The sequence below is a fragment of the Salinivibrio sp. ML290 genome (assembly GCF_001995695.1).
Taxonomy (GTDB): domain Bacteria; phylum Pseudomonadota; class Gammaproteobacteria; order Enterobacterales; family Vibrionaceae; genus Salinivibrio; species Salinivibrio siamensis.
In genome coordinates, this window is record NZ_MUEY01000003.1 from 190875 (window position 1) to 214796 (window position 23922).

Below are 23922 nucleotides of genomic sequence, written 5' to 3' on the forward strand. Positions count from 1 at the left end.
TTTTGAACCAAAATCACACTTTGTGTGGTTAGTGAGGGCGACATCACTGTCTAATTATTATATGCTTATCCCTGTTTGAACAAGGCAAACCATGGCGAAAGCATGGGACGCAAAGCCACCGGCCTATGGACGCTGATAAAATTCAATCAGTTAGTTACGGTAGCGGGGTTGCCAGCATCATTGTTATAAAGCTGAAGATAGCGTCAAAACTTACGATGTATCATCGTTGAGATTTTGATAACTCGCTGACAATTCTGCCTGTTTGCCTTGTTACACTACGGTACTATTTTTTAGGCATTTGCATTCATCGAGATTGTTATTAATGGATAAACCAGCTTTAAAAGACGCGATGCGTTTATTTGCCGATTTTGGCAATATCAAATCCCGATCCATGTTCGGCGGATTTGGCTTATTTTGCGAAGACACCATGTTCGCCCTTGTCGTCAATAACACCCTTCATCTACGCGCCGGCAAAGAAAACGAAGCTTTACTTAAACAACAGGGCCTCGCTCCCTATGTATACAAGAAACGTGGTTTCCCGGTGGTCACCAAGTACTTTGCCATTCCTGATACTTGGTGGGACAATCACCAAAAACTCATCAGTGAAGCTAAAAGTGCACTCGATGTTGCCATTCGCGATCGTTCGCTAAAAACCGAAACCAGTCCGTCACGATTGAAAGATCTCCCAAACCTTCGACTCGCCACCGAAAGAATGCTGAAAAAGGCAGGGATCGACTCGCCTGAATCCCTTCATCAACAGGGAGCAGTCAACGCCTACAAAGCACTCGTCTCTGCACATGATAAAGACCTAAGCTTGGAGCTATTATGGTCACTAGAAGGCGCGATTACTGGCAAACACTGGTCAGTTGTCCCACCCCAACGCCGCCAAGAGTTATTACAACATCTAGAGAAATAACACCTCACAATAACACTCTCTACTCTGACTCTACTTTTTCTGTGAGCAATGTTCGCGTCCAACACCGCCTTAGGGCGGTGTCGCTTCTCTCTTTTCGCTCAAAAAAGCGTCAACCACACTTTTTTTACACTCCATGTGAAAGTCTCCTGCGATCGATCAGGTCTGATTCAAGGTACGATTAAGAGCACAGTTTCTTAATGCAACAGAAAAATCAGCCAGTTAATTAATCTACAGCACCTAATGTTATAACTGGATCCTATTTGCTACCTGACGAGATACCGTATGCCAATAAAAAAGCTCTTACTTGGCTTTGCGATTGCTGCATTTATTACCCTCTGGTTTAGTTTTGATCTCAGCCAATGGCTGACACTTGAAAACGCCAAGGCGCAACAAGCGGCATTGAACGATTACATTATTGAAAATGCGACCACCGCGAGCTTGGTGTTTTTCGCCGGCTATGTGGTGATGACCGCCCTGTCGTTGCCGGGAGCGGCCGTAGCCAGTCTATTGGGCGCGGCACTCTTTGGCTTTTGGTGGGCATTGGTGTTGGTCTCCTTTGCTAGCTCGATTGGCGCCACCCTCGCCTTCTTGGTGAGTCGCTTTATGCTGCGTGACTGGGTCCAAGCCAAATTTGGCAATAAGCTCGATACCATTAATCGTGGCATTGAGAAAGACGGCAGCTTGTATTTGTTGACCCTCCGCCTGATCCCTATTTTCCCGTTTTTTCTGATTAACTTGGTGATGGGGCTAACCTCGTTCAAAACCCGCACCTTCTATTGGGTCAGTCAGCTCGGTATGTTGCCGGGTACCGCAGTCTACGTGAATGCAGGGACCCAACTGGCCCAAATCGACGCACTCGGCGATGTGGTGTCTCCCTCGGTGCTTGGCTCTCTCGCATTACTGGGTGTCTTCCCACTGCTGGCAAAATGGGTCATGGCTTGGATCACGCGTCGTAAACGCTATCAAGGTTGGAACAAGCCTCAACAGTTTGACCGCAATATGGTGGTGATCGGTGCTGGTGCAGGCGGCTTGGTATCGAGTTATATCGCTGCAGTGGTAAAAGCAAAAGTCACGCTGGTTGAAAAAGGTTCGATGGGAGGTGACTGCCTAAACACCGGATGTGTTCCCTCAAAAGCGCTGATCCGCGCGGCAAAAACCATGCGAGAAATTGGCAAGGCCAAAACGTTTGGCATTCATACCCAAACGCCAGCTGTTGATTTTTCAGCGGTGATGGCACGAGTTAAACAAGTGATTACCCACATTGAGCCTCACGATTCGGTCGAGCGTTACACCAAACTCGGCGTGGAGTGTGTGCAAGGCGAAGCGCACATCGTTTCGCCATGGGAAGTTGAGGTGAACGGCGAGCGACTGACCACTCGCAACATCGTGATTGCCACAGGCGCACGCCCCATGCTGCCCCCCATTCCTGGTTTGGCAGAGGTCACGCATTACACCTCGGATACGATTTGGTCTCTGACTGAGCTGCCACCACGGTTATTGGTTTTAGGCGGTGGCCCCATTGGCGCGGAATTGGCGCAAAGCTTTTCATGCTTAGGCAGTCAAGTGACGCTCGCGGAAATGGCCGACCAACTTCTCAGCCGCGAAGATAAAGATGCCGCCCAATTGGTTGAACAGGCGTTAGAACGTGACGGCGTCACGGTTTTAACACAGCACAAAGTCAAAGCATTTGAACACAGTGATAATGAGCAAATCGCCTTACTCGATGGGCCTGACGGTGAGAAAACCGTCGCATTTGATGCGGTGCTGGTCGCGTTAGGGCGCAGTGCCAACACCAAAGGATTTGGTCTCGAAAAGCTCGATATTCCAGTGACCGAGCGTGGCACTATTCAAGTCAACGAGTATCTGCAAACCGCCTATCCCAATATTTATGCGGTGGGTGACGTAGCGGGGCCGTTTCAGCTCACCCACGCCAGTGCCCACCAAGCGTGGTATGCCGCCGTGAATGCACTATTCGGTCAATTCAAACGCTTCCGAGCCGATTATTCAGTGATGCCGGCGGCGACTTACACCTCGCCAGAAGTCGCGCGCGTAGGTATCAATGAAAAAGAAGCCAAAGCCAATCAGCAAGAAGTGGAAGTGACCTATTACGGCATTGATGATCTGGATCGCGCGATTGCTGATGGCAATGATCACGGTTTTATTAAGGTGCTGACACCGAAAGGAAAAGATACCATTCTGGGAGTGACTATTGTTGGCGAGCATGCGGGCGACTTGCTCGCGGAGTTTACTCTCGCCATGCGGCACGGGTTAGGACTAAATAAAATTTTGGGCACCGTCCATCCATATCCCACCATGAGTGAAGCGGTGAAGTATACCGCTGGAATGTGGAAACAAGCCCATGCGCCCGAGAAGTTGCTTAACTGGGTCGAAAAATATCATCGTTGGATGCGTCACTAATTGAAAAGGAAGATGACAATGAAACACTGGATAGCGGCGTTAACATTGGCAATTGCGAGTACTGCCAGTTTTACTGCCTCTGCAAGCGCGGAAAACAACAGTTGGGAAAGTATTGAGCAACAAGCCAAAGGCCAAACCGTTTACTTTAACGCATGGGGCGGCAATCAAGAGATCAATGCTTACCTGCGCTGGGCAAGCCGCGAGTTACAACGCGATTACGGTGTCACCCTGAAACATGTCAAAGTGGCGGATATCGCTGAAACCGTCAATCGCCTGCTTGCCGAAAAGACCGCCGGTAAGGATAGCGGCGGCAGTGTCGATATGGTTTGGATTAACGGCGAAAACTTCAAATCGATGAAGGAAAATGATTTGCTGTACGGCCCTTTTGTCAGCACGCTCCCCAATTGGGAAATTGTCGATAAAAGCTTACCGGTTGAAGAAGACTTCACTGAACCAACAGATGGCCTCGAAGCGCCTTGGGGGGTGGGACAGCTGGTGTTTATCCATGATCAGAAAACCTTGGCTAATCCGCCTCGATCATTTGCCGAGCTGCTAGATCTAGCTAAAGCCTTCCCTGGCCGTATCAGCTATCCCAAACCCCCTGAGTTCCACGGCACCAGTTTTCTGAAAGCGGCGCTGCTTGAGCTGACAGGTTCGCCCGAAGCCCTGTACCTGCCGGTTGATGAGGTGGATTTTGACACCGTGACCGCCCCATTGTGGCGCTATCTCGACCAACTGCACCAAGTCGCTTGGCGCGAAGGCGCGCAGTTCCCATCGGGTAGTGCTGAAACTATCCAACTGTTGGACGATGGGGAGCTTCTCGTCGCGATAGCGTTTAACCCCAATGCAGCAAAAGCGGCGGTGGCCTCTGGAAAACTTGCCCCATCAGCGCGTGCGTTTGCCTTTGACCAAGGCGCGCTGTCTAACATTCACTTTATGGCGATTCCATACAACGCTAATGCCAAAGCCGGCGCCATGGTCGCCATCAACTTCTTAATGAGCGAAAAGGCACAGCTGCGCAAAGCCGATACCCAAGTATGGGGCGATCCACCCGTGGTGAAGCTGCCTGACACCGCCGAAGTCAGCCGCTTTAACACCCAACCCGAGCCACACCCAAGCTGGCAAACCGCGCTTGAGCGCGCTTGGCTGAAACGCTACGGCCAATAGAAAGAGGTTGATATGGCACGTTTGCTGTTTGCCATTACCCTAACGGTGTGCTGCCTACCCTTGTTGCCAGGGGTGGGCGGCTTATTCGCGACCGCCTTTGCATTCTTACCCACACTAGGGCTGACGGAGGCTAACTTTAGCGGCTGGCAAGCTGTCATGGCATGGCCGGGGCTATCACAATCTATTCAGCTAACGCTCATCTCGGGGTTAGGCAGTAGCCTGCTCGCGGTGGCACTTAGCTTTATGATTTTACAGGCTACTTGGCACACGCCTATTTGGCAAAAGATCAGTGCACGCTTGCCTGCGTTACTGGCATTACCACACGTCGCGTTTGCGATTGGTCTGGTTTTGCTGCTATCCCCGTCGGGTTGGCTGTTTCGCCTGTTAAGTCCCCTTCTCGGCGATCAACCCGTGACTTGGGCGCTGGTACAAGACCCTTATGTTATTGGGCTCACCTTGGCGCTGACGCTAAAAGAAACCCCGTTTTTACTATTGATGAGTCTGTCGGTGCTGCGTCAAATTGATGTGTCTCGGCTGACGATGGTATCAACCAGCCTCGGGTACAACCGCACCGCAACCTGGTTAAAAGTCATTCTTCCGCTTTGGCTGACCAAAATGCGTTTCCCGATTTTTGCCGTCATCGCCTACAGCCTTTCAGTGGTTGATGTGGCGATGATCCTTGGGCCGAATACGCCGCCCACCTATGCGGTATTGGTATGGCAGTGGTTTAATGACCCTGATTTAGCGCTATTGCCTAGAGCCTCAGCCGGTGCCTTGCTGTTGTTTGCTCTGTGTGGCTTGGCTTTATTGCTATTTCGCTTTTTGGCGTGGCTTGGTTGCCAATGTCTCAATCGCTGGCAATACACGGGGCGCCGCCACGCATGGTTACCCGGCAAATCACTCTGGTGGCCGGTGTTTATCACTCCCCTTGCAATTATGCCTGTGTTGCTGATGTGGTCATTCGCGCTGCGCTGGTCATTTCCCGATTGGCTACCCAGCCGATATAGCTTACGGTTTTGGGAGCAAGAGCTTAGCTATGTGTGGTCATTGGCGGGGAACAGCGTCGTTCTGGCAGTGATCAGCGCCAGTGTCGCCTTGCTGTTTGCCATCGGGTGTCTGGAACGGTCAGTCAATCAGCAACGCTCAGTGCCGAGAGCGGTCATCGCTATTCCATTATTGGTTCCTCAACTCTCTATCTTGTTCGGTATTCAGGTGGCGGTGTATAGCCTTCCCGGCCAGTGGCACGTGCCGGCAACCCTTTGGGCTCACATTTTTTTCGCGTTTCCTTACGTGTACCTCGCACTCGATGGGCCGTGGCAGCAATTTGATATGCGTCTTATGCAAACCGCCAGAAGCCTCGGTGTCAGCGCCACGCTTGCATGGTGGCGAGTGAAACTGCCACTCCTTTTGCCCGCCATTATCTTGGCGTGGGCGGTCGGGGCAAGCGTTAGCTTAGCGCAATACCTCCCCACACAATTGCTGGGCGCGGGACGCATTAATACCCTGACCACAGAGGCGGTTAGCTTATCGAGCGGCCTCGATCGCCGTATCAGTGGCCTGTATGGGCTGATGCAAGCGATGCTTCCACTTGTCGTTTTCGCCTTAGCCACTGTGCTGAGCCGCCTCGCTGAACGTCGCCTTTTACCTAAATCAACACCAACTTATTCAGGAGCTGAACACCATGACACTGTGTGTCAACCAACTCACCATAAACGCGCCTGATCACTGTTTGGTGCGTGAGCTGTCATTTTCGGTCGCTCCGGGAGAAATACTCACCGTGATGGGACCCAGTGGCTGCGGAAAATCGAGTCTGCTGAGTGTATTGGCGGGGCACATCCAACCGCCGATGCATTACAGCGGTCAACTGACGTTAAATGGTGAGCCCTTTGATCACTTACCGCCGGAGCAGCGCCGTATTGGGATTTTGTTTCAAGATGATTTGCTCTTTCCGCATCTCAACGTCTGGCAAAACTTAGCCTTTGCCCTGCCTTCATCGATGAGCAAAGCGCAAAAACGTGATCAGGCCATCGCAACATTAGGGTCTGTCAATTTAGCGGAGTTTGCGGATTATGCCCCCAGCCAGCTTTCGGGCGGACAGCGTGCGCGAATCAGTGTGTTGCGTGCATTACTCGCCGCGCCCGATACCATCTTGCTTGATGAACCCTTTAGTAAGCTGGATAAGCCGCTGCGACGGGATTTTCGGGCCTTTGTGTTTGAGCAAATTGCGCAGCGAAACATTCCTGCGTTGATTGTGACGCATGATGCCGAGGATATTGCGGATCAGAGCCGCTGTTTAAATTGGCCGGCTCGCCCGACTGACCCCGCACCGCACGAGGAGATGCAGAATGCTTGATCGTTACGCCATCGCGATAATCCGCTGGCCATTGAAGCAGGCAGCGGTGCAGCTTACAAAATGGAGGGTAAAACCCGATACCGTCACGCTCTCAGGCTTTTTGATTGGCTTGCTGGCCGTGCCCGCTCTCGCGCTACAAATATATTGGCTGGCGCTTGTGTTTATTATCATCAACCGACTTTTCGATGGCCTTGATGGTGCCCTCGCCCGCGAGCAAGGGCTCACGGACGCGGGGGGCTTTTTAGATATTACCCTCGCTTTTATCTTCTACGCTGCCATTCCTTTTGGCTTTGCGCTGGCCGATCCGGCCAATAACGCCATCTTTGGCGCAGCCTGTTTAATTACCGCAGCAACACGAGTCTGGGCGGGGTACCAAACGTTGCGTACGCTCAATACGCCCTCCTCCTAGCTTATAGCCACTGGTGCTGCAGCTGCTCTTTATCGCCTAAGTAATCGAGCAGCCAGCGCACCGGTGGTGATTCTTTATCCGAGCGCCATGCAATGCAGCACGGACTGCTTAATAGCGGCTCTTCAAGCGCAAGCTCCACCAGCTCTCCTCTCGCAATCGCATCTTCTGCCATGTGTGAAGGCATCACACCAATGCCTAACCCTGCCTTAAAACATTGCATGGCACTGTGCCAATTCGGTACCGTGAGGCGGCGCTGATTATCCAATAGCCAAGTGGTACGGCGCGGTAAGCGGCGCGAGGTGTCTTCCAAACAGATCGCCGGATACGGCGCGAGCTGATCATTAGCCAGTGGCTGGGCACACTGGACGAGTGGATGCGAGGGGCTCACCACAAACCGCCAACGCAGGGTGCCCATTTCCCGATAGCGAAACGCGCCGCTCACTGGCACGGCAGCCGTGGCACCAATCGCAATATCGGCTCTATCATCCGCCAACGCATCCCATACGCCGTTAAACACTTCCATGGTTAGTAACAGCTCGACATCAGGAAACGCATCGTAGAAATCCCGCACCAGCGTATTGACGCTATCTTCGCGCACGACGTTGTCCAGCGCTAACGCGACACTTTGTGTCCAACCATTGGCCACACGTTGTGTTTGCTGGCGAATAGTTTCCATGTTCTTAATCATCTCACGCGATTGAGAGACAAAAAACTCCCCCGCYGCCGTCAACCGAACCTGACGATGAAGCCGCTCAAACAGGGTAACCGCCAGTTTGTCTTCAATCTGGCGCACCGTGTAGCTCACCGCACTCGGCACTTTGTGCAACTCGTCGGCCGCCGCGGAAAAGCTTCCTCGCCGTGCGACCACGTCAATCACTTGAAAATCTTGGTAAGAAAACATTCAAATCAATTTTTTTGAAAGCAATGTTCAAATCATAGCGTTTCACAGCATAGATTGTTAGTCATAAACTGCTTGTTACACTATTCTTTACATCAAGAGATAAAAAATGAACAAACAAGTGCCGTTTATCACTCTGTTCTGGCTAGCAGGGCTAAGTATGCTGGGCTTTTTAGCCACTGATATGTATCTGCCCGCTTTTGAAGCCATGCAAGTCGATTTTGCTACATCGTCGGCAAATATTGGGTTGACCTTAAGTATATTTTTGCTTGGTATGGCTTGCGGTCAACTGGTTTATGGTCCGCTGTCCGACCGCGTTGGCCGTAAGCCTGCGCTATTGATCGGCTTGCTTCTTTATATTGTCGCGACTGTCGTATGCCTTTTCGCGAGTAATATTTATCTGCTACTCGGTGCACGTCTTGTTCAAGCATTGGGCGCATGTAGCGCGATTGTGATTTGGCAAGCGGTGGTCATTGATCGCTATGAGGGTAAACTGGGTCAGAAAGTGTTCGCCACTATCATGCCTTTAGTTGCCTTATCTCCAGCTCTAGCACCATTATTAGGTGCCTACTTACTCCAGCATTTTGATTGGCGCAGTATTTTTGTGGTTTTATTTGCACTAGGACTTGTTTTCGTTGCACTTACTCTACGTGAAAAAGAAAGCTTAGCTAAGCCAGTACAAGACACTAAAATTATTGATAAACTTAAAAGTGACTACCAACAAGTTTTTAAATCAAAAAAATTCATCGGTAATATGCTCATTTTCGCGGGTTGTTCCGCAGCATTTTTTGCCTATCTGACAGGGTCACCGTTCGTGATGTCCGCCATGGGTTATACCGAAGCGGATATTGGTCTGAGCTATATTCCACAAACCATTGCTTTTGTCGTCGGTGGTTATGCCTGTCGTCATGCCCTCAACAAGCTTAAAGATCACAGTATCTTGCCTTGGCTGCTTAAGCTGTTTGTCATCAGTGTCGTGGTTATCTTTTTGATCAGCTGGCGCACCGACGTCACCAACATCTGGGCAATTTTAGGTCCGTTTTGTTTCCTTGCAGCGGCGAACGGTGCCATCTACCCACTGGTCGTCAATCGCGCCTTGGAAGATTTCAAATCCTGTAGCGCGACCGCTGCGGGGTTATTGAACTTCTTGCAAATGATGGTCTGCTTCGTGGCGAGCGCGGTGGTGTCTGCGTTTGCAGCCTCCGGCTTGATCGCCGTCACCACGGTGATGCTGTCAACCTGTGCGGTGGTGATTATTGGCTTTGGCTTGGTCTGGCATGCAAACCGTCAAGCGCAAACGCTAGCAGCCGCGTAATACCACTGATTTTTGAGACTAAAAAGGCGTCTTTCGGGACGCCTTTAAGTGGTTTCTTGCTTATCCGCTGGACTGCGGCATCGCGCGCGAGATGATCGCTGTCATATCAATGTGCGAAGGGAGCGTACCATATTGATGATATTCTGACGTTTCGACACGCGCTTGCACGAAGGACTCGGCAATGTCTGGTTCTCCATAACGCAACAGTGTCGCAGCTTGCCACAGTATCGCCATTTTCTCTATCACTTGGCGAGCACGATAAGCTAACATCTCAGCATTACCTAGGTGTCGTTCCAGCAGATCTACCGCTCTATCAAAAGCGTCATTCGCCCCTGTCGCACAGCGTAATTCTGCAATGAAGACCGATACAGTATCCGGCTCTCGAGTCAGCACTCGGAGTAAATCCAAACATTGCACATTACCCGATCCTTCCCAAATGGCGTTAACAGGTGCCTCACGATAAAGCCGACTGGCGACATTTTCGTTTACATAACCCACCCCACCCAAGCACTCCATCGCTTCATAGGTATGTTGTACTGCGCGCTTACAAATCCAATATTTACCAATAGCCGTGCCAATCCTAACCAAGGCGGCTTCATGTGGGTTATCCAGTTGTTCAAGCGCCCGAGCCAATCGCATGGAGATCGCGAGCGCGGCTTCTGACTCTAAGGCCAGATCAGCCAAAACATTTTGCATTAATGGCTGATGGTGCAAAGGTTTACCAAATACCTCACGACCTGCAGTATGCCAAACGGCCTCTTTGGTGGCTTGTGCCATAAGAGCGCTAGAGCCTATCATGCAGTCATAGCGCGTTAATGCCACCATTTGAATAATGGTTTTAATCCCCTTTCCTGGCTCACCTAACAGCCACCCCTGCGCATCACGAAACTCAATTTCCGAACTGGCATTTGATTGGTTTCCTAGCTTGTCTTTCAGACGCTGAACGTGAATCGGGTTTTTACTCCCGTCTTCTCGCCAACGTGGAACCAGGAAGCAGGACAAACCGTGGTGAGTTTGTGCGAGAACAAGAAAGGCATCACTCATGGGTGCTGAACAAAACCATTTATGCCCCACCAGTGAATAACGTTTACCTCCTCCGGGCGCTTCACAAGGCGTTGCATAGGTTGTATTAGCCCGCACATCCGATCCTCCTTGCTTTTCGGTCATTGCCATTCCGATAGTGACACCCGCTTTCTCAAACCAAGGAATGTTACGTCCATCGTAGCGACCACTCACGATTTTAGGCAGCCATTTTTCTGCGATATCTGCTTGAGCTTGTAATGCGGGTACGCTGGCAAATGTCATGGTGAGCGGACAGCCAGAGCCCGGATCCGCATGGGTGTGAAGAAATGCCATGGCAGCACGAACCACATGACGCCCCGAGGCTTTTTCACACCAAGGCATGGCGCAATGGCCATGCTCGATAGCATGTGCCATGAGCTGATGATACGCAGGATGATAATCAACCTGATCAATTCGATAGCCAAAGCGGTCAACAGGCCGGAAAGTGGGCAGAAACTGATTCGCATCCATACCCGCCTCTAACAGGTCGCCGCCAATACGTTCACCAAAGGACGTTAAACGGTCTTCTCCCCATTGCCCGCCAAATTGCGAGACCCAATACTGTAAAATACGGTCCGCAGTGAAGGCATTATAATTTTCCAATGGCTTAGGTTGATTAAAAACAACATGTGTATCCGTCTGACGGTTCTTGCTTTCCATAGCTTGTTGCGCTCTCCATGTCTTTATCGAAAGTCATCATGTAAGTAGGCGACGCGTTCACCTTTATGATTGTCACTAGTCCAAGACAAGGCTGCCGTTATCATCAAACTGCCAACAATCGCCATAAGCGACTTCCCAAAGGTAGTTATCCGGATCGGCAAAGTAGCCGCTGTAACCTCCCCAAAAAACGTCTTGTGCGGGTTTAACAATACGGCCGCCACATCGCTCTGCCAACGCCAACACCTCATCCACTTCCTCTTTGGACCGCGTATTATGCGCCAACGTAATGCCACCAAAACCCGTCTCCGCCACAGCTGTGCCAGGTTTAATGTCATCAGCCAAGGCATCAATGGGGTACAGCGCCAAGCGTGTGCCTGCCGTACTAAAAAACACAATCCCCTCTTCGGGATGACTATGCGTGGGAAATCCCAACTGGCGATAGAAATCATAAGAGTGAGAGAGATCTGCAACCCCCAATGTGATGATACTAATTCGTGCTTCCATACCATTGCTCCTTGGTTTAATCCGTTGGGGCGGTCAGTTTGTCTTTACCTAACCATGAAAAAGCGCGCAATAAATGGGGCACCGCCTCATCAATGATTTCGCCATGTGCCATGACAAGACGCTGTGGTGCCCAATGAATCAAGGTGCGAATGTGTGTTGCTAATTCGTCTTTGTGAAACCAAAAGCTTAATCGCCAATCAAGTGGTGTCTTACCATTGGGGGCTGTCACACCTGACCACTCGGCAATTTTGCGTTTAAAAGGTGAAAATGCCTCTGGACGAAAATTTTCGATAAGATCAGTGACAATCAGCGTTTGGCTTTGCCGATGAAAAAACACGCATTCTGTCATCACTGGAGACCCTGTAATCAAACACTGGGCAATGTCATCTTGCCAAGCGGGCTCAAGCAGATCTTCAAAATGATAATCAAATCGTAAATCTTTTCGCTTTTTCGCCACTTGTTGGGTGCCAATAAGTTGCGCCTCGGGAAAGGCCTCAACCCATTCGGCTAAGTAGAGGTGGTGCAACTGGTTAGGGGCGATTAAATAGCGAACGACCCCTAACGACGCCAGTTCACTGCGCAGTGCGCCAGTGAGCTTTATCGGGCTGTGAATCCATAGGGACTGATCGGCAAGCCTCACCACCACCATACGTGTGGTGTAGGGCAGCGTGAAAAAGGGAACAGCCTCTCCATCAGCTATCCAAATTGACGTATCGAGTTGATACACAGCACTCTCCTCATGACCGACTTTACACTGTAGCGTGTCAACCAACCGGTAAGTGTGCGAATAATCACAGCCTTACAGAGTGCCTAACTGGACATGGCGCGTAATGTTTTTCAGTGTGACCCCTGCAGCTGCAAGGCGAGATTGCATATCATCCAGTGCGCGCTGGTAGTCATCACTTTGCTCAAAGCTAGCTAGCGTTTGCCTGTCTTTAAACATCAGCCGCACGGTTAAGCTTTGTGGAAAGCGTTGATAATTCACCTCATGCGTGAGCCWTTCAAACCCCTCGACCTTTTCCATTGTCAACTCACAGACGTCAGTCAGTGCTTCTCGAATAGCTTTGTCATACTTCTTGTCTGTTTTTCGCATGATGCTTCTCTTCTACTGCTGGGTTTTCTTGTGTTTGGGGTCCGTGCGGCTGTGCTCGACAAAAATCAGCTCTTCGGTGGCAAAGCCTCGCTGTTTTGCCGCTGCAATAAACTGCTCCTTCACGGACTCCGAGACAGTTGGCGTGCGCGATAACAGCCATAGGTAATCGTGGTCAGGACCCGAAATAAAGGCATATTGATAATCATCATCCAAATCAAACACCACATAGGAGCCATAGAAAGGACCAAAGAACGATACCTTTAGGTACCCCGTCTTATCGTTTTCAACGAAGTACGCCTTGCCTTCTGCCTCTTGCCATTGACCCTCTTCACGGCTGTAGCCACGATTAATCACTTTGACGCCGCCGTCTTCACGTAAGCTGTATGTTGCGGTGACATCCGATAAACCCCGCTCAAAAGAGTGATCCAGTCGCGCGACTTCATACCAAGTGCCTAAATAGCGGTTCAGCTCAAAGTCGTTGACGGGAGTGACTTGTTTCGGCATGCCTAAGCATCCGGACAATATTAAGGACAATAACCCAATCATCCAGCCTCTTTTCATTGTTATTCCCTCTTTAAATCCAACATGATGAGTTTTACTCAGCAACAGGTTTGATCGTTTACATGCTTTGTCAATTTTTGGTCAACTCGCTGTTTGTCTGCTTGCCAAGGTGTCAAGTGAGTGCTTTTATAAGCGCTCTTTAGTCACAGAGGTAATCAAAAATCCATGGACAGCGACCGATGTCGTGTTATGCCCTCCCCCGCTTCCTTTAATGAGGAGGCAATCGTATGTTAACACTCTTTATGGAACCCCAAACTTGGGTGGTCTTTTTTACCCTTCTGACCCTTGAAGTGGTGTTGGGTGTCGATAACTTAGTCTTTATTTCCGTATTGTGTGAGCGTCTCCCCAAAGAGAAACGCCGCTTCGCGCGTACCTTGGGTATTGGTCTTGCCGTGATCAGCCGGATTGGCTTGTTGCTCTCCATCGCTTGGGTCATGTCGTTGACCGCGCCACTGTTTACGATTGGTACGGAACCGGTTACCGGTAAAGACCTTATCATGCTGTTTGGTGGTGGCTTTTTGCTGCTAAAAAGTACCAAAGAGCTGTGGGCATGGTTGGGCTATGGCGAACCCATTACCCACTCGACACAAGTGCGCACCGGTATGGCAGTGATTTTGCTGCAAATCGTTGCGGTAGATGCGGTATTTTCAATGGACTCAGTGATCACTGCGGTGGGTCTTACCCAAGATGTGCCCGTGATGGTCGCCGCCATTATTACCGCCGCCATCATTATGATGATCGCGGCAGAACCCGTAAATAATCTGGTCAGCCGTTATCCTGGGTTTAAAACCTTGGCCTTGCTGTTCTTAGTGCTACTCGGCGTGCTGCTGATGGCCGAAGGTGCTGGCATTCATATCAACAAAGGCTACGTGTATGTTGCGATGGCATTTGGTTTGATACTTGAGCTTTGCCACATTCGATTGCGCCACAAGCAGCGCTTGAACATCAAGCGTATTGGTCCGCACTTTTCGTTAAAAGTGTCACGTCGCATTGCTGATAGCCGTTAATTCTCAGGGACCGTCGCCACATTCTTGATGGCGGCGGCCCTATCTTTGAATTGAATTTTTCCCACACAGCATTGACCCAATTGCGCATAATGCGCTTGGACATGTGCCACGAGCTGCTCAAGTGGCATGATTTTCCCACTCGGCTGCCAGTGCTGACCGCCGTCTTGGCTCAACCAGCATACGCCTTGGCTATCCACCAGCCGGTCGTCTTCTGTGATCACGTTTTCGCACAGCGCCTCAAGGGACGCCAGATCGGATGCAAACGAGAGTTCGTCATCGCCATGCCAAATCAGGAGCGCCGGATACTCAAGAAACGTATTCATTGCTTGGGCTTAAACATGGCCAGATTGAGTTCAACAGGCGAACCCATCCAACCGACATGGTCAGTATGATCTATGTAGTCATCGCCCGTCACGCCATGCAAGAACACGGTTAAGTCGCCCCGGTGCGCCTCAAGCCATGTCATCACCTCATCGAACGCTGTGTTGTCAAAGGCGATCTGAAAACTCCACTTTGGATGTGGGCCAACGCATTTGCGATGAAAGCGGCCAAGGTCGATAGGCAGTGACGATGCAGCGGCTGCTTGATAGATAATATCCGCCTGCGCTTCGGTGTCAGCCTCATAGTAGACATGGGCGTGGTAAGCCTGATGGACATTGGGAAAAGCATGTAAAGAAGACATAAGCATCATTCAATTCAAAAAGATGGAATTGAGAATAGTTTACGTGAAACCAAGGGAAAGAAATAGTGACCAACGGTGTGGCTATTCACTCATGGCGCTAATCAACGCTGCCTAACTAAACGATAATAAGAAAAAGCGGCCGAGGCCGCTTTTGTTTGGTAAGAACCTTTACGACAACGCGTCGGTTAATTCAACACACCATTTGAGTTATCGATACTATCCAAGCTAGCGTCTTCACCAAAATCAACCGCTTGACGGATCATTTCAGCATGCACGGCTTGTTCTGCAAACTCCGCCGATTGCGGGAAAATAAAGGTGTTATGGCTGGCGTTATCACCGGCAAAGACTACAAAGTTCTGCTGACCTTGCGCAGCGGGCGAGCTGGCATTGATGGTTGGGATGCCAAGTTTCGCGGCTAATGGCTCAGAGCCAGCGAAATTATCAACGATGCCCGGAACCGTGTAAGCAACGTCGTTCGGGACTGTCTCATCAAATTCAACTTGCTGCATATAAATTGGGGTCGTATTAGCATCAATGTAAGCAACATTTGTATATGGATCGACAGTATCAAGCAAGGTTTGGGCCGCATAGCTAAATTGTTGAATCACTCCCTGAGCCTCAGCTTTCGCACTTGCTGAACCGACCGCCTCGAATGTCTTGTAGCAGATCACACTGTTTTCTGCGCTATTATCGAGCGTACAATTGTCACCGGCAAAGGTCTGATAAGCGACACTGCCTTTAAACGCAACACTGTGCTTAATCAAAGGACCAAACGAGTCTGACCCGAGAAGCAAATTAGCAATTTGTCCCCCAGAATTCGCCACGCTTAGCGCAGAGAAGTCATAGTATGGGCCAACACCTGTTGCCGCATTGTTACGATTAGATGCCGCAAACGCAGTGGTGCCAACAATACCGCCCAGCGAATGACCTAGTAGGCGTGGTGCCGAAGTAACAAAAGACGATATCGTCGCTAATGGCGTCCCCGCGAATCCCCCCGCCAATTGGGTGCGGGTCAAAGATGCGCGCAAACCCATTACATCCAACTCACTTTGGCGCACATTATCACGCGCCACGGCCAAGTTGTTAAGGTTCAGGTACGCTGTCACATCCACGTTGGCAGAGCGCTTCGCATCCAAGCTACGCTGACCATGAAGCGGCAAATCAATCGCCATAATGGCTTGATTGGCATTGGCAAAGTTAGGCGCAAAGAAGTAGGCATTTTCTTTTGCCGAGGTAATCCCGTGCTGATAAACCGTGAGTTGGGTATTGCTATCAACCGCTGCGGGTGTAAACAGCAAGAAGGGCACCTCTTGCACTGATTTAATCTGCGGTACAGGGCTATAACGGGTAATAATCCGCTCAGGGTCTAATTGACTACCGTCAGCTTTGGTCAGCGTCACACCAGCCAACTTGAAAAGCTCGTTGACGATCTGTGATTTATCGTTACCCGTTAACACAGCGACGTTGACACCCGCGCCTGTCAACTGAGCTTTGATGGTCGCCTGCTGTTCAGGGTCTTGCAGCGCATTCAGTACTTTGACCAAGCTAGGGGTGGCTGACTCAAATGGCTGACTATTCCAATTGCTATCCGTTTCCAGATAGTAAGGTAGCTTGATGGTGCCTTTGCTCACATTAACATTGACGCCGTTAAACGCTGCTTTAAGCGTCGCCTTAATACTATCGGCATCATTGGGATCGAAGTACTTGGTAAACTGGGCATCGGCGTCCAATGCCGTATCGTAATCCTGAGTGCCTGTAATATCGATGGTGTAGGCATCCGATAAATCAGCATTATTAGGGTTGGCGCCCGCTTTCCATACAGCAGCAAGGTTCCCTGCAGTCAAGGCTTTCGCCGTCGCTAGCTTGGTGTAGTTTAAGCTGTCACCTACCGATTGGGTGGAGAACCAGGTGGAGTAGACGATGGGTGAATTAGCCCCCGCGGCCTGCGCCAGCTGTTCAACAGCTTTAATAACCGTTGCCGGTTTTTCTAACGCAGTATCGGTATAATCTTTATTGGTCGACTTAAGCGATGCATAGCTCGTTGACGTACCGACGGGATTGCCATTGATATCCGTCATCTCATCGGTAATCACCACAATGTATTCACTGCTCGGTGCTAAGTCGCTAGTGGGTAATATCGTCAGTGTGTCCGTCGCCGCACTGGTGATAGCATTGAAGTCGCTACCGAGCGTTAGCACCTTTTCTGGAAGCGGATCGTCCTCAGTAAGCGACTCAGTTAGCTTCACCAGATAAACACCATCAAAGACAGGGCCATCGGCCAACCCTGCGCCTTTAAAATTAAACACCAACGGCATGGTAGTCGACCAACCATCCATGGTATTCATCGCCGTGCGCGGATTACTTAATGTACTGTTACCGCCAGTGGGTAAATTTAAGGTGCCGTCGTTAGGGTTCATCAATAAAAAGGTGGGGACTGGGACAGACTGATTTTTCCCCTGTAAGGTAAAGTCGATTTCGGTGTCACGATCAAGTAGGGCTTGGATCTCAGCATTAAAATCAGGATTGGTCGAGCTGGTCTTATCATCCCCACAGCCTGCCAATAAAAGCGCAGCAGCCACTATCGATAACGAAAAAGAATGCTTTAACATGAATGGGCTCCCATTTTAAAAGGTATAATTAAGTTGCACTGCGCTTAAATACGCATCGCCTTTCGATGAAATTTCAATATCCTGACCCAAGCCATTGGTCTCTTTAAAGTTCCCATCACGGCTTCTAATCCAGGTAATCGCCGCATCAATGGTTAAATCGGCATTGTATTGGTAGGTAAAGCCGGTTGAATACCAATAACGGTCCGAGTCGGGAATACTCAAGGTCGCTTTGCCCGCTTTTTCATCAAAGGCGATCCCTGCGCGACCTGTCCACGCATCATTAAACTGATAGGTACCACCGAGTGAAAGGCGTACGTTATCTTTATATTGCTCATCTTTATAAAAGCACTGATTCGGTGTACCGTTGTTACACTGACTAGACGTTGCTTTTAGCTCTTTAAATGAACGCCAGCCCGTGCGTTTCCAGCTGTAATGCATAGCAAAGTCATCAGTTAACTGATGAAACCCTGATACTTCATAAATTTCCGGTAAGTCGAGCTCTAAATCACCATCGACTTTCGGTGGTGTAGAAATCCCTGTGTCATAGCTATTGAGGTCGCCGTCTTCAAATTCGAGTGCCACCTCAGAGCGATAGCCAAAACCAATACGATGGTCATCATTAAAGTGATAGGTGGTGCCCACATTAAAGCCATAACCAACTGCATCACCTTTTAACGAAAGTAAGTTATCTCGCTTATCTCCACCCAACCCAGCGGCTAATGCGCCTTTATACCGGGTGAGTTCCGCTTTGGCGTATACCAAACTTAACCCTGCGCCGACACTCCATTTGTCGTTCACTTGATAGGCCAAAGCTGGATTCAAATTAGTGGTAAGAAGATCAGTATGACCGGCAATATCACCTATTTGGAGGTCGTCTGGATAATCCGTTGCGACACCATAGGTGGTATATAGGCCTATACCCCATGACCATTTATCAGTTTGCGGCGACACGAAATAAAAAGCAGGCACCGCTTTAACTGGTGCAACGTCTTTGGCTTCCTCATTGTTGGTTTTATCTTTGATTCGAATATGGGGATCAACAATATGAATCGCACCCGACACTTGTCGCTTTTCTAATAACATCATATTGGCCGGGTTTCGGGCTAAAGTGGACGCGTTATCAGCAATGGCGGCTTCGCCAGAATAAGCACGTCCTAGGCCAGTTGCTGAATGCTCAGCCACCTGGAACCCTGCACCCTGGACTTGAGTCGCGGCGATGATGCCAACTGCAATTGTTGAGAGCTGCTTCTTATTCACTAGTCGGACCTCCGAGGTCTCTTGTTTGCTATTGATATTGGATGTTATTTACATGTAAATGGATTGTCAAATAATTGAATCATATCGAACAATGACAAGGCTGAGGATTATAGGGCGCGGGTCACAAAGTAAAAGTTGTTATTCGTTGGTAAGACCAGCATGCTTAACTTGGGCATTATCGACGCACATATCGCCTAAAACCCCATCAAGCTTCGGTATTTTTAAGGTCTGAATAGGCGTAGACTCAGAGGCAAAGCACAACGTTCGATAACACAATAACCTAGGAGTCATCATGATTCAGCAAGGACAACCTTTACCTAGCGCGACGCTCAGTGAACTCACCGCAGATGGCATGCAAACCCACGACATCCCTGCCCTTTTCGCCAACAAGAAGGTTGTGCTGTTCGCGGTGCCGGGTGCCTTTACCCCAACCTGTTCCGAGTCCCACTTACCGGGTTTTGTGGTGAAGGCGGATGAGATTAAAGCAAAAGGCGTCGATATGATTGCTTGCGTCTCCGTCAACGATGCCTTTGTGATGCAGGCGTGGGGCGAAGCACAAAACGCCAATCAGATTCATATGCTGGCTGACGGCGATGGCAGCTTTACTCAAGCACTAGGCTTGGAAATGGACTCAGGTAAGTTTGGGGGTATTCGCTCACAGCGTTATGCGATGGTGATTGACAATGGCATCGTCACGCATTTGAACGTTGAAGCGCCAAAAAGCTTTGACGTCTCCAGTGCCGAGGCGGTTCTCGCCCTGCTGTAGCGGTTAGCTGGCGGTGGCGTCTTCTCGCCACCGCTTCGTTATTTACACTGACTTTTCAGTGACTTTACGACGAAGTACATACTTTTGCACTTTGCCCGTCGATGTTTTCGGGAGCGCGGTAAAGATCACCTTTTTCGGTGCCTTGAAGTGCGCCATTTGTTCTCGGCAAAAAGCAATAATGTCTGCTTCAGTTACGGCTGAGGCTTCGGTCGTTTTGACAAACGCACAAGGAACCTCACCCCACTTTTCATCGGGCATCGCAATCACCGCCACTTCTTCAATATCAGGGTGACGGTACAGGACGTCTTCCACTTCGATACTGGAAATGTTCTCCCCGCCACTAATGATAATGTCTTTGAGTCTGTCCTTAATTTCGATGTAATTATCGGCATGCCATACCGCTAAGTCGCCAGTGCGAAACCAGCCGTTACTCATGGCATCTTCCGTCGCGCTCGGATTCTTTAGGTAGCCTTTCATCACAATATTACCGCGAACAAAAATCTCACCTAGCGTGCCACCATCTTTTGCCACTGGTTTAAACGTCACCGGATCGGCAACCATCAGTCCACCTTGCATTGGGGCCCGAACACCTTGGCGTGCTTTCATGCGTGCTTTTTCTTGTTGCGAGAGTTGATCCCAGTGGTGTTGCCAGTCACACACCACACAAGGGCCGTAAGTTTCAGTGAGGCCATAAACGTGGGTCACTTCAATCCCCATCGCTTCCATCCCTTCAATTACAGAAGCCGGTGGTGCCGCCCCTGCGGTCATTGCTTTAACCGTATGGTGAATCTCAGCTTTTAGCGCCGGATCTGCGTTATTCATCATGTTCAGCACAATCGGCGCACCACAGAAATGGGTCACTTTATGGGTTTTTATCGCATCAAAGATAGGCTCTGCCCGTACATGCCGTAGGCTGACACTCACCCCCGCCGTTGCAGCCACCGTCCATGGGAAACACCAACCATTACAGTGGAACATCGGTAGCGTCCAAAGATACACAGGGTGCGCATCCATATTCCAAGACAACACATTACTCACCGCATTCAGATGAGCACCACGATGATGATAGACCACCCCTTTTGGGTTGCCGGTCGTGCCTGAGGTGTAATTGAGTGAAATAGCTTGCCATTCATCGTCTGGCAATGCGTACTGATAATCACAATCGCCTTGTGCTAAAAAAGTCTCGTACGTAATTTCACTGATACATTCGCCATGTGGATAGAGCGGATCATCAATCGCAATCACCAGTGGACGGTGTTTGATCATTTTTAATGCCCGCTTTGCGACTGCTGTCATCTCCTTGTCGACGATAAAGACTTTGCTTTCCGCGTGTTCGAGAATAAATGCGACGGTTTCCGCTTCTAGCCGGGTATTAATGGTATTGAGAACGGCACCTGTCATCGGCACGCTAAAATGCAACTCAAAGACTTCGGGCAGATTGGGGGCTATCACCGATACTGTATCACCAAGCCCGATCCCGGCTTGGCTTAATGCCGAGGCAAATTGGCGACAACGCTGATCCACTTGCTGCCAACTCCAACATAAATGACCATGAACGCTAGCCGGATAATCTGGATAGACGCTAGCGGCTCGCTCGAGGAAAGAGAGTGGGCTCAGTGTTTGATAATTGGCTGGACTTTTGTCCAATCCAAGCTCATAGATGTTACTTGCTGACATAACGCACTCCTTGCTGACTTTGTCTAGATAACTAGATCAACCTAGCATGTCATCAAGCTTGCACTATTCAACTTAAGTCGATATGGCGGCAATAACGCAAAAAGGAAGGCTTGCTCACCTTACTGATGCTCCACCGTTTGATAGTCTCGGCCTATAGCGCTTAACCAGCGGGCGAGATCTTGGGTGGCAATAACCCAAGTTTGATCGTGACAAAAAGGCTGGCATTCCACCGCTTGGACTTGCCATATCGCATTCGCGATCACCAAACTGACGCGATGCTCAGGATCGTTCATTACATCAAATACCGATACGGCGCCTGATTGTGCCTGTAAATAGGTTTCAAGTTGCTGCGACGACGCAAACGATAGGCGAGACGTGCCCAAGGCTTCACTCAATCCGGCTAAATTGACGGTGGCTTTGCCCGGTAACACCACCAAGAAAAACTGTTTTCCTTTTCTGTCTTTCAACAGCAAATTCTTGGTCGGATTCGCATCAGTATGCAAACCGAGCGCGTCTGCTTGTTCACACGTATAGACAGGCTGATGGCGGTATATATTTACTGAAATACCGTGCGCATTGAGGCTTTGAAACAGCGCAGCCTGTTGACTAGATAGCGGAGGATTACCCGTCATAACGCTCCTGTTTGAAAATAATGTTGACGAAGTTTTTCGATCTCGCCGCGTTCCGCAGCGGACGCTATATACGTGTTTATTAGCGCCACTAAGTCATTCGCTTGCGGCGCATAGCGGCTGACCTGAGCATGAAAGGCTTTAGGGTTAGGTAGAGAGATATAGGCAAGATCGCGTGAAAATTGATAAAGCCCCAAGCGAATGCCACCCAATACAGGCTCTATTTCACTGGCAAGAAAGCGGCACCGCCCCGCTTCCAACATACGCAAAGCCTGCTGCAAAGTATTGGCTTCAAACCTCGGCTTAGGGTTGTCGCCAAAGCCGGCATAGTTGTAGCCATTCACACCACACACTGAGTCCGATACGGGCAATCTTGGCCGCACATTGGCCGCTGGATCACCGATGTATAGATATCCGAGAGAGATAGAATACAAGGGCGTTGTCAGTCGACTGTACTGCGCACGCTCAGGTTTATAACTCGCATCCCAAGTAAGGTCACAACGGCCAGACTCTCTTGCCAGTTCATGCTGCACGCGCGCCCAAGGCATAAATACCAGTTGATAAGTAATGTCGTTACGCTCTAGTGCGGAAAGCACTAGATCGGTCGCATAACCCGTCAAGGTGTCCGCTTTTTGCTGCCGCGTCTCACCCTGCCAATAAGTGTAAGGTGGCCAAGGACTCCCATCCCCCACACAAACATTGAGCGGCTCAGGGGTTGCCGACCAAACTTGAAAAGAAAGCATGGTCAGCCAAACGATGGTTAGCCTTCGTACCCAGTTGGTCATTAAGCAGCATTTCACGTTGGTTACTTCGTAATCAGTATAACCGAATGTATTGTCATGTCAGCGCAGTAAAGCGTCCATGTTTGCGATACGTCATACCCTCAAACATCAAACCGAGACACGCTCTTCTATTTATTGACGAGCGCATCTTGATGTGGTTTGAAAATGACACTGTCACGCAACTGTTGTATGAGTGCAATCGCAGCCCCCGATAAGTCACCTTGACGCTGATGCAACGTAATTTCAGTATTGGGGAGTTTCGGTAACCCTTCCTCTTCACCAAGTACTCTAAGCCCTTCCCCCATCATCGATGGCGTTAACACCGTAATCGCCAGCCCTGCACGAACGGCTGACGAAAGCCCTGACAAACTTGCACTCGAATACGCAATTCGATGGGTAATACCGGCTGATGTTAAGGCCGCCAGTGCACGCTCTCGGAAAATACACACCCCTTGCTTAGACAGCGCCAAAGGTAGAGGTTGGCGCTGATGCGTATCGTGCCCCACACCCGTGACCCACGTCATCGGCTCGGCGCGCAATACTTCGCCACCCGGGCTGTTAGGCTGACGCGTCGTTATCGCGATATCTAGCGCACCGGCTTTTACTTCTTGTACCAGTTCGACACTCAAACCACAGCTCACCTCAAGCTCTACCCCTGGGTAACGAGCCTCAAACATAGAGAGCGCCTCAGGAAGATAGATTAAGTAGTCATCAGGGATCCCTAACCGAACGACGCCGTCTAGCCGTTGGTCGGTCATCTCTTGCCAAGCGAGTGCATTTTGCCTAAGTAGCTGTCTGGCATGCGCCAATAACCGCTCACCTGCAGGAGTAGGCAGTACAGCAGTTTGCCCTCGTTGCAACAACGGTTTTTCAAATAGTGCCTCGAGCCGTTTCATATGTGCACTCACGGTAGATTGCGCAAGGTATAAGCTCTCTCCAGCTCGGGTAAAGCTACCCTTTTCTACCACGGCGACAAAGGTTTTAAGAACCACGAGATCGAGCTCTCGCACGGCGCCTGACTCACGCATCATGATTTGTGATGACCCTATTATAAAAATTCGTTTTCATGATTGTAGCGTTTTCGCCAAAGTACACCAACACATTCACTGAAAACAGAGATAAGGAGAGACGCGATGAATCAGAAAAAATCGCCTCAA

23 protein-coding genes and 1 riboswitch are annotated in these 23922 nt (G+C 50.0%); of the genes, 9 read left to right on the top strand and 14 right to left on the bottom strand.

The window, feature by feature from the left end:
- Positions 1–73 precede the first annotated feature (73 nt).
- Positions 74–176, top strand: a riboswitch (cyclic di-GMP riboswitch).
- A gap of 146 nt (positions 177–322) precedes the next feature.
- The 6 genes from BZG23_RS04495 (at position 323) to BZG23_RS04520 (ending at position 7263) form a co-directional block, all read left to right on the top strand.
- On the top strand, positions 323–916 hold the full coding sequence (locus tag BZG23_RS04495) for a TfoX/Sxy family DNA transformation protein (RefSeq protein ID WP_077577852.1): 594 nt from the start codon (positions 323–325) through the stop codon (positions 914–916).
- 282 nt (positions 917–1198) lie between these two features.
- The gene (gene lpdA, locus BZG23_RS04500) at positions 1199–3334 is read left to right on the top strand and encodes a dihydrolipoyl dehydrogenase (protein ID WP_077577853.1); all 2136 of its coding nucleotides are present in this window, start codon (positions 1199–1201) and stop codon (positions 3332–3334) included.
- Positions 3335–3346: 12 nt separating this feature from the next.
- The gene (locus tag BZG23_RS04505; RefSeq protein WP_077606243.1) at positions 3347–4501 is read left to right on the top strand and encodes an ABC transporter substrate-binding protein; all 1155 of its coding nucleotides are present in this window, start codon (positions 3347–3349) and stop codon (positions 4499–4501) included.
- Between the two features lie 12 nt (positions 4502–4513).
- Positions 4514–6223, top strand: coding sequence for an ABC transporter permease (locus BZG23_RS04510; protein ID WP_077606244.1), 1710 nt, complete (start codon positions 4514–4516; stop codon positions 6221–6223).
- Positions 6183–6854 carry an ATP-binding cassette domain-containing protein gene (locus BZG23_RS04515; protein ID WP_046073312.1) on the top strand — a complete coding sequence of 224 codons (672 nt, stop codon included), beginning with the start codon at positions 6183–6185 and terminating at the stop codon, positions 6852–6854. The genes BZG23_RS04510 and BZG23_RS04515 overlap by 41 nt, the downstream gene beginning before the upstream one ends.
- The gene (locus BZG23_RS04520) at positions 6847–7263 is read left to right on the top strand and encodes a CDP-alcohol phosphatidyltransferase family protein (protein WP_077606245.1); all 417 of its coding nucleotides are present in this window, start codon (positions 6847–6849) and stop codon (positions 7261–7263) included. Before BZG23_RS04515 ends, BZG23_RS04520 begins: the two co-directional genes overlap by 8 nt.
- Before the next feature lies 1 nt (position 7264).
- Here BZG23_RS04520 and punR read toward each other — a convergent pair whose 3' ends face one another.
- Positions 7265–8164 carry a DNA-binding transcriptional activator PunR gene (gene punR, locus BZG23_RS04525; RefSeq protein WP_046073314.1) on the bottom strand — a complete coding sequence of 300 codons (900 nt, stop codon included), beginning with the start codon at positions 8162–8164 and terminating at the stop codon, positions 7265–7267.
- Positions 8165–8270: 106 nt separating this feature from the next.
- On the opposite strand from punR, the gene punC reads away from it, so the two are divergent.
- Positions 8271–9476, top strand: a complete 1206-nt coding sequence (gene punC, locus BZG23_RS04530; RefSeq protein WP_046073315.1) for a purine nucleoside transporter PunC — start codon at positions 8271–8273, stop codon at positions 9474–9476.
- Between the two features lie 60 nt (positions 9477–9536).
- Here punC and BZG23_RS04535 read toward each other — a convergent pair whose 3' ends face one another.
- From BZG23_RS04535 to BZG23_RS04555, 5 genes are all read right to left on the bottom strand, one after another.
- Entirely contained in the window at positions 9537–11198 is a 1662-nt protein-coding gene (locus BZG23_RS04535; RefSeq protein ID WP_077606246.1) for an acyl-CoA dehydrogenase family protein, read from the bottom strand.
- Positions 11199–11273: 75 nt separating this feature from the next.
- A complete protein-coding gene (locus tag BZG23_RS04540; RefSeq protein WP_046073317.1) occupies positions 11274–11702 on the bottom strand; it encodes a VOC family protein in 429 nt (142 codons plus the stop codon).
- Between the two features lie 16 nt (positions 11703–11718).
- The gene (locus BZG23_RS04545) at positions 11719–12429 is read right to left on the bottom strand and encodes a DUF4336 domain-containing protein (RefSeq protein WP_077606247.1); all 711 of its coding nucleotides are present in this window, start codon (positions 12427–12429) and stop codon (positions 11719–11721) included.
- 72 nt (positions 12430–12501) lie between these two features.
- Positions 12502–12795 carry a hypothetical protein gene (locus BZG23_RS04550; RefSeq protein ID WP_077606248.1) on the bottom strand — a complete coding sequence of 98 codons (294 nt, stop codon included), beginning with the start codon at positions 12793–12795 and terminating at the stop codon, positions 12502–12504.
- A 12-nt stretch (positions 12796–12807) separates the two neighbouring features.
- Positions 12808–13341 carry a lipocalin family protein gene (locus BZG23_RS04555; RefSeq protein WP_443216273.1) on the bottom strand — a complete coding sequence of 178 codons (534 nt, stop codon included), beginning with the start codon at positions 13339–13341 and terminating at the stop codon, positions 12808–12810.
- Positions 13342–13583: 242 nt separating this feature from the next.
- Between BZG23_RS04555 and BZG23_RS04560 the strand changes: the two genes are divergently transcribed.
- Complete coding sequence (locus BZG23_RS04560; protein ID WP_077606249.1) at positions 13584–14363, top strand: TerC family protein; 780 nt, start codon at positions 13584–13586, stop codon at positions 14361–14363.
- On the opposite strand, the gene BZG23_RS04565 is transcribed toward BZG23_RS04560, so the two are convergent.
- From BZG23_RS04565 to BZG23_RS04580, 4 genes are all read right to left on the bottom strand, one after another.
- Positions 14360–14686 (bottom strand): DUF4144 family protein, encoded by a 327-nt coding sequence (locus tag BZG23_RS04565; protein WP_077606250.1) that lies wholly within the window; start codon positions 14684–14686, stop codon positions 14360–14362. The two genes, BZG23_RS04560 and BZG23_RS04565, sit on opposite strands and share 4 nt — an antisense overlap.
- On the bottom strand, positions 14683–15045 hold the full coding sequence (locus tag BZG23_RS04570) for a DOPA 4,5-dioxygenase family protein (RefSeq protein WP_077606251.1): 363 nt from the start codon (positions 15043–15045) through the stop codon (positions 14683–14685). Before BZG23_RS04570 ends, BZG23_RS04565 begins: the two co-directional genes overlap by 4 nt.
- 185 nt (positions 15046–15230) lie before the next feature.
- On the bottom strand, positions 15231–17654 hold the full coding sequence (locus tag BZG23_RS04575) for a VolA/Pla-1 family phospholipase (protein ID WP_077606252.1): 2424 nt from the start codon (positions 17652–17654) through the stop codon (positions 15231–15233).
- Positions 17655–17669: 15 nt separating this feature from the next.
- Complete coding sequence (locus BZG23_RS04580) at positions 17670–18911, bottom strand: outer membrane protein transport protein (protein WP_077606253.1); 1242 nt, start codon at positions 18909–18911, stop codon at positions 17670–17672.
- A 292-nt stretch (positions 18912–19203) separates the two neighbouring features.
- Between BZG23_RS04580 and BZG23_RS04585 the strand changes: the two genes are divergently transcribed.
- The gene (locus BZG23_RS04585; protein WP_077606254.1) at positions 19204–19677 is read left to right on the top strand and encodes a peroxiredoxin; all 474 of its coding nucleotides are present in this window, start codon (positions 19204–19206) and stop codon (positions 19675–19677) included.
- A gap of 42 nt (positions 19678–19719) precedes the next feature.
- Here the strand turns inward: BZG23_RS04585 and BZG23_RS04590 are convergent, their stop codons facing one another.
- From BZG23_RS04590 to BZG23_RS04605, 4 genes are all read right to left on the bottom strand, one after another.
- Positions 19720–21354, bottom strand: a complete 1635-nt coding sequence (locus BZG23_RS04590; protein WP_077606255.1) for an acyl-CoA synthetase — start codon at positions 21352–21354, stop codon at positions 19720–19722.
- Positions 21355–21473: 119 nt separating this feature from the next.
- A complete protein-coding gene (locus BZG23_RS04595) occupies positions 21474–21986 on the bottom strand; it encodes a prolyl-tRNA synthetase associated domain-containing protein (RefSeq protein WP_077606256.1) in 513 nt (170 codons plus the stop codon).
- Complete coding sequence (locus BZG23_RS04600; protein WP_077606257.1) at positions 21983–22768, bottom strand: substrate-binding periplasmic protein; 786 nt, start codon at positions 22766–22768, stop codon at positions 21983–21985. Before BZG23_RS04600 ends, BZG23_RS04595 begins: the two co-directional genes overlap by 4 nt.
- A 125-nt stretch (positions 22769–22893) precedes the next feature.
- Positions 22894–23796 carry a LysR substrate-binding domain-containing protein gene (locus BZG23_RS04605; protein WP_197075722.1) on the bottom strand — a complete coding sequence of 301 codons (903 nt, stop codon included), beginning with the start codon at positions 23794–23796 and terminating at the stop codon, positions 22894–22896.
- Positions 23797–23922 lie beyond the last annotated feature (126 nt).

What these genes read in the sequence shown, in the direction of transcription:
- BZG23_RS04535 (WP_077606246.1), bottom strand. Translation starts at nt 11,198, where the DNA reads ATGGAAAGCAAGAACCGTCAGACGGATACACATGTTGTTTTTAATCAA.
- punC (WP_046073315.1), top strand. Translation starts at nt 8,271, where the DNA reads ATGAACAAACAAGTGCCGTTTATCACTCTGTTCTGGCTAGCAGGGCTA.
- BZG23_RS04515 (WP_046073312.1), top strand. Translation starts at nt 6,183, where the DNA reads ATGACACTGTGTGTCAACCAACTCACCATAAACGCGCCTGATCACTGT.
- BZG23_RS04565 (WP_077606250.1), bottom strand. Translation starts at nt 14,686, where the DNA reads ATGAATACGTTTCTTGAGTATCCGGCGCTCCTGATTTGGCATGGCGAT.
- lpdA (WP_077577853.1), top strand. Translation starts at nt 1,199, where the DNA reads ATGCCAATAAAAAAGCTCTTACTTGGCTTTGCGATTGCTGCATTTATT.
- BZG23_RS04495 (WP_077577852.1), top strand. Translation starts at nt 323, where the DNA reads ATGGATAAACCAGCTTTAAAAGACGCGATGCGTTTATTTGCCGATTTT.
- BZG23_RS04590 (WP_077606255.1), bottom strand. Translation starts at nt 21,354, where the DNA reads ATGTCAGCAAGTAACATCTATGAGCTTGGATTGGACAAAAGTCCAGCC.
- BZG23_RS04555 (WP_443216273.1), bottom strand. Translation starts at nt 13,341, where the DNA reads ATGATTGGGTTATTGTCCTTAATATTGTCCGGATGCTTAGGCATGCCG.
- BZG23_RS04575 (WP_077606252.1), bottom strand. Translation starts at nt 17,654, where the DNA reads ATGTTAAAGCATTCTTTTTCGTTATCGATAGTGGCTGCTGCGCTTTTA.
- BZG23_RS04585 (WP_077606254.1), top strand. Translation starts at nt 19,204, where the DNA reads ATGATTCAGCAAGGACAACCTTTACCTAGCGCGACGCTCAGTGAACTC.
- BZG23_RS04570 (WP_077606251.1), bottom strand. Translation starts at nt 15,045, where the DNA reads ATGTCTTCTTTACATGCTTTTCCCAATGTCCATCAGGCTTACCACGCC.
- BZG23_RS04560 (WP_077606249.1), top strand. Translation starts at nt 13,584, where the DNA reads ATGTTAACACTCTTTATGGAACCCCAAACTTGGGTGGTCTTTTTTACC.
- BZG23_RS04540 (WP_046073317.1), bottom strand. Translation starts at nt 11,702, where the DNA reads ATGGAAGCACGAATTAGTATCATCACATTGGGGGTTGCAGATCTCTCT.
- BZG23_RS04505 (WP_077606243.1), top strand. Translation starts at nt 3,347, where the DNA reads ATGACAATGAAACACTGGATAGCGGCGTTAACATTGGCAATTGCGAGT.
- BZG23_RS04520 (WP_077606245.1), top strand. Translation starts at nt 6,847, where the DNA reads ATGCTTGATCGTTACGCCATCGCGATAATCCGCTGGCCATTGAAGCAG.
- BZG23_RS04510 (WP_077606244.1), top strand. Translation starts at nt 4,514, where the DNA reads ATGGCACGTTTGCTGTTTGCCATTACCCTAACGGTGTGCTGCCTACCC.
- BZG23_RS04595 (WP_077606256.1), bottom strand. Translation starts at nt 21,986, where the DNA reads ATGACGGGTAATCCTCCGCTATCTAGTCAACAGGCTGCGCTGTTTCAA.
- BZG23_RS04600 (WP_077606257.1), bottom strand. Translation starts at nt 22,768, where the DNA reads ATGACCAACTGGGTACGAAGGCTAACCATCGTTTGGCTGACCATGCTT.
- BZG23_RS04605 (WP_197075722.1), bottom strand. Translation starts at nt 23,796, where the DNA reads ATGATGCGTGAGTCAGGCGCCGTGCGAGAGCTCGATCTCGTGGTTCTT.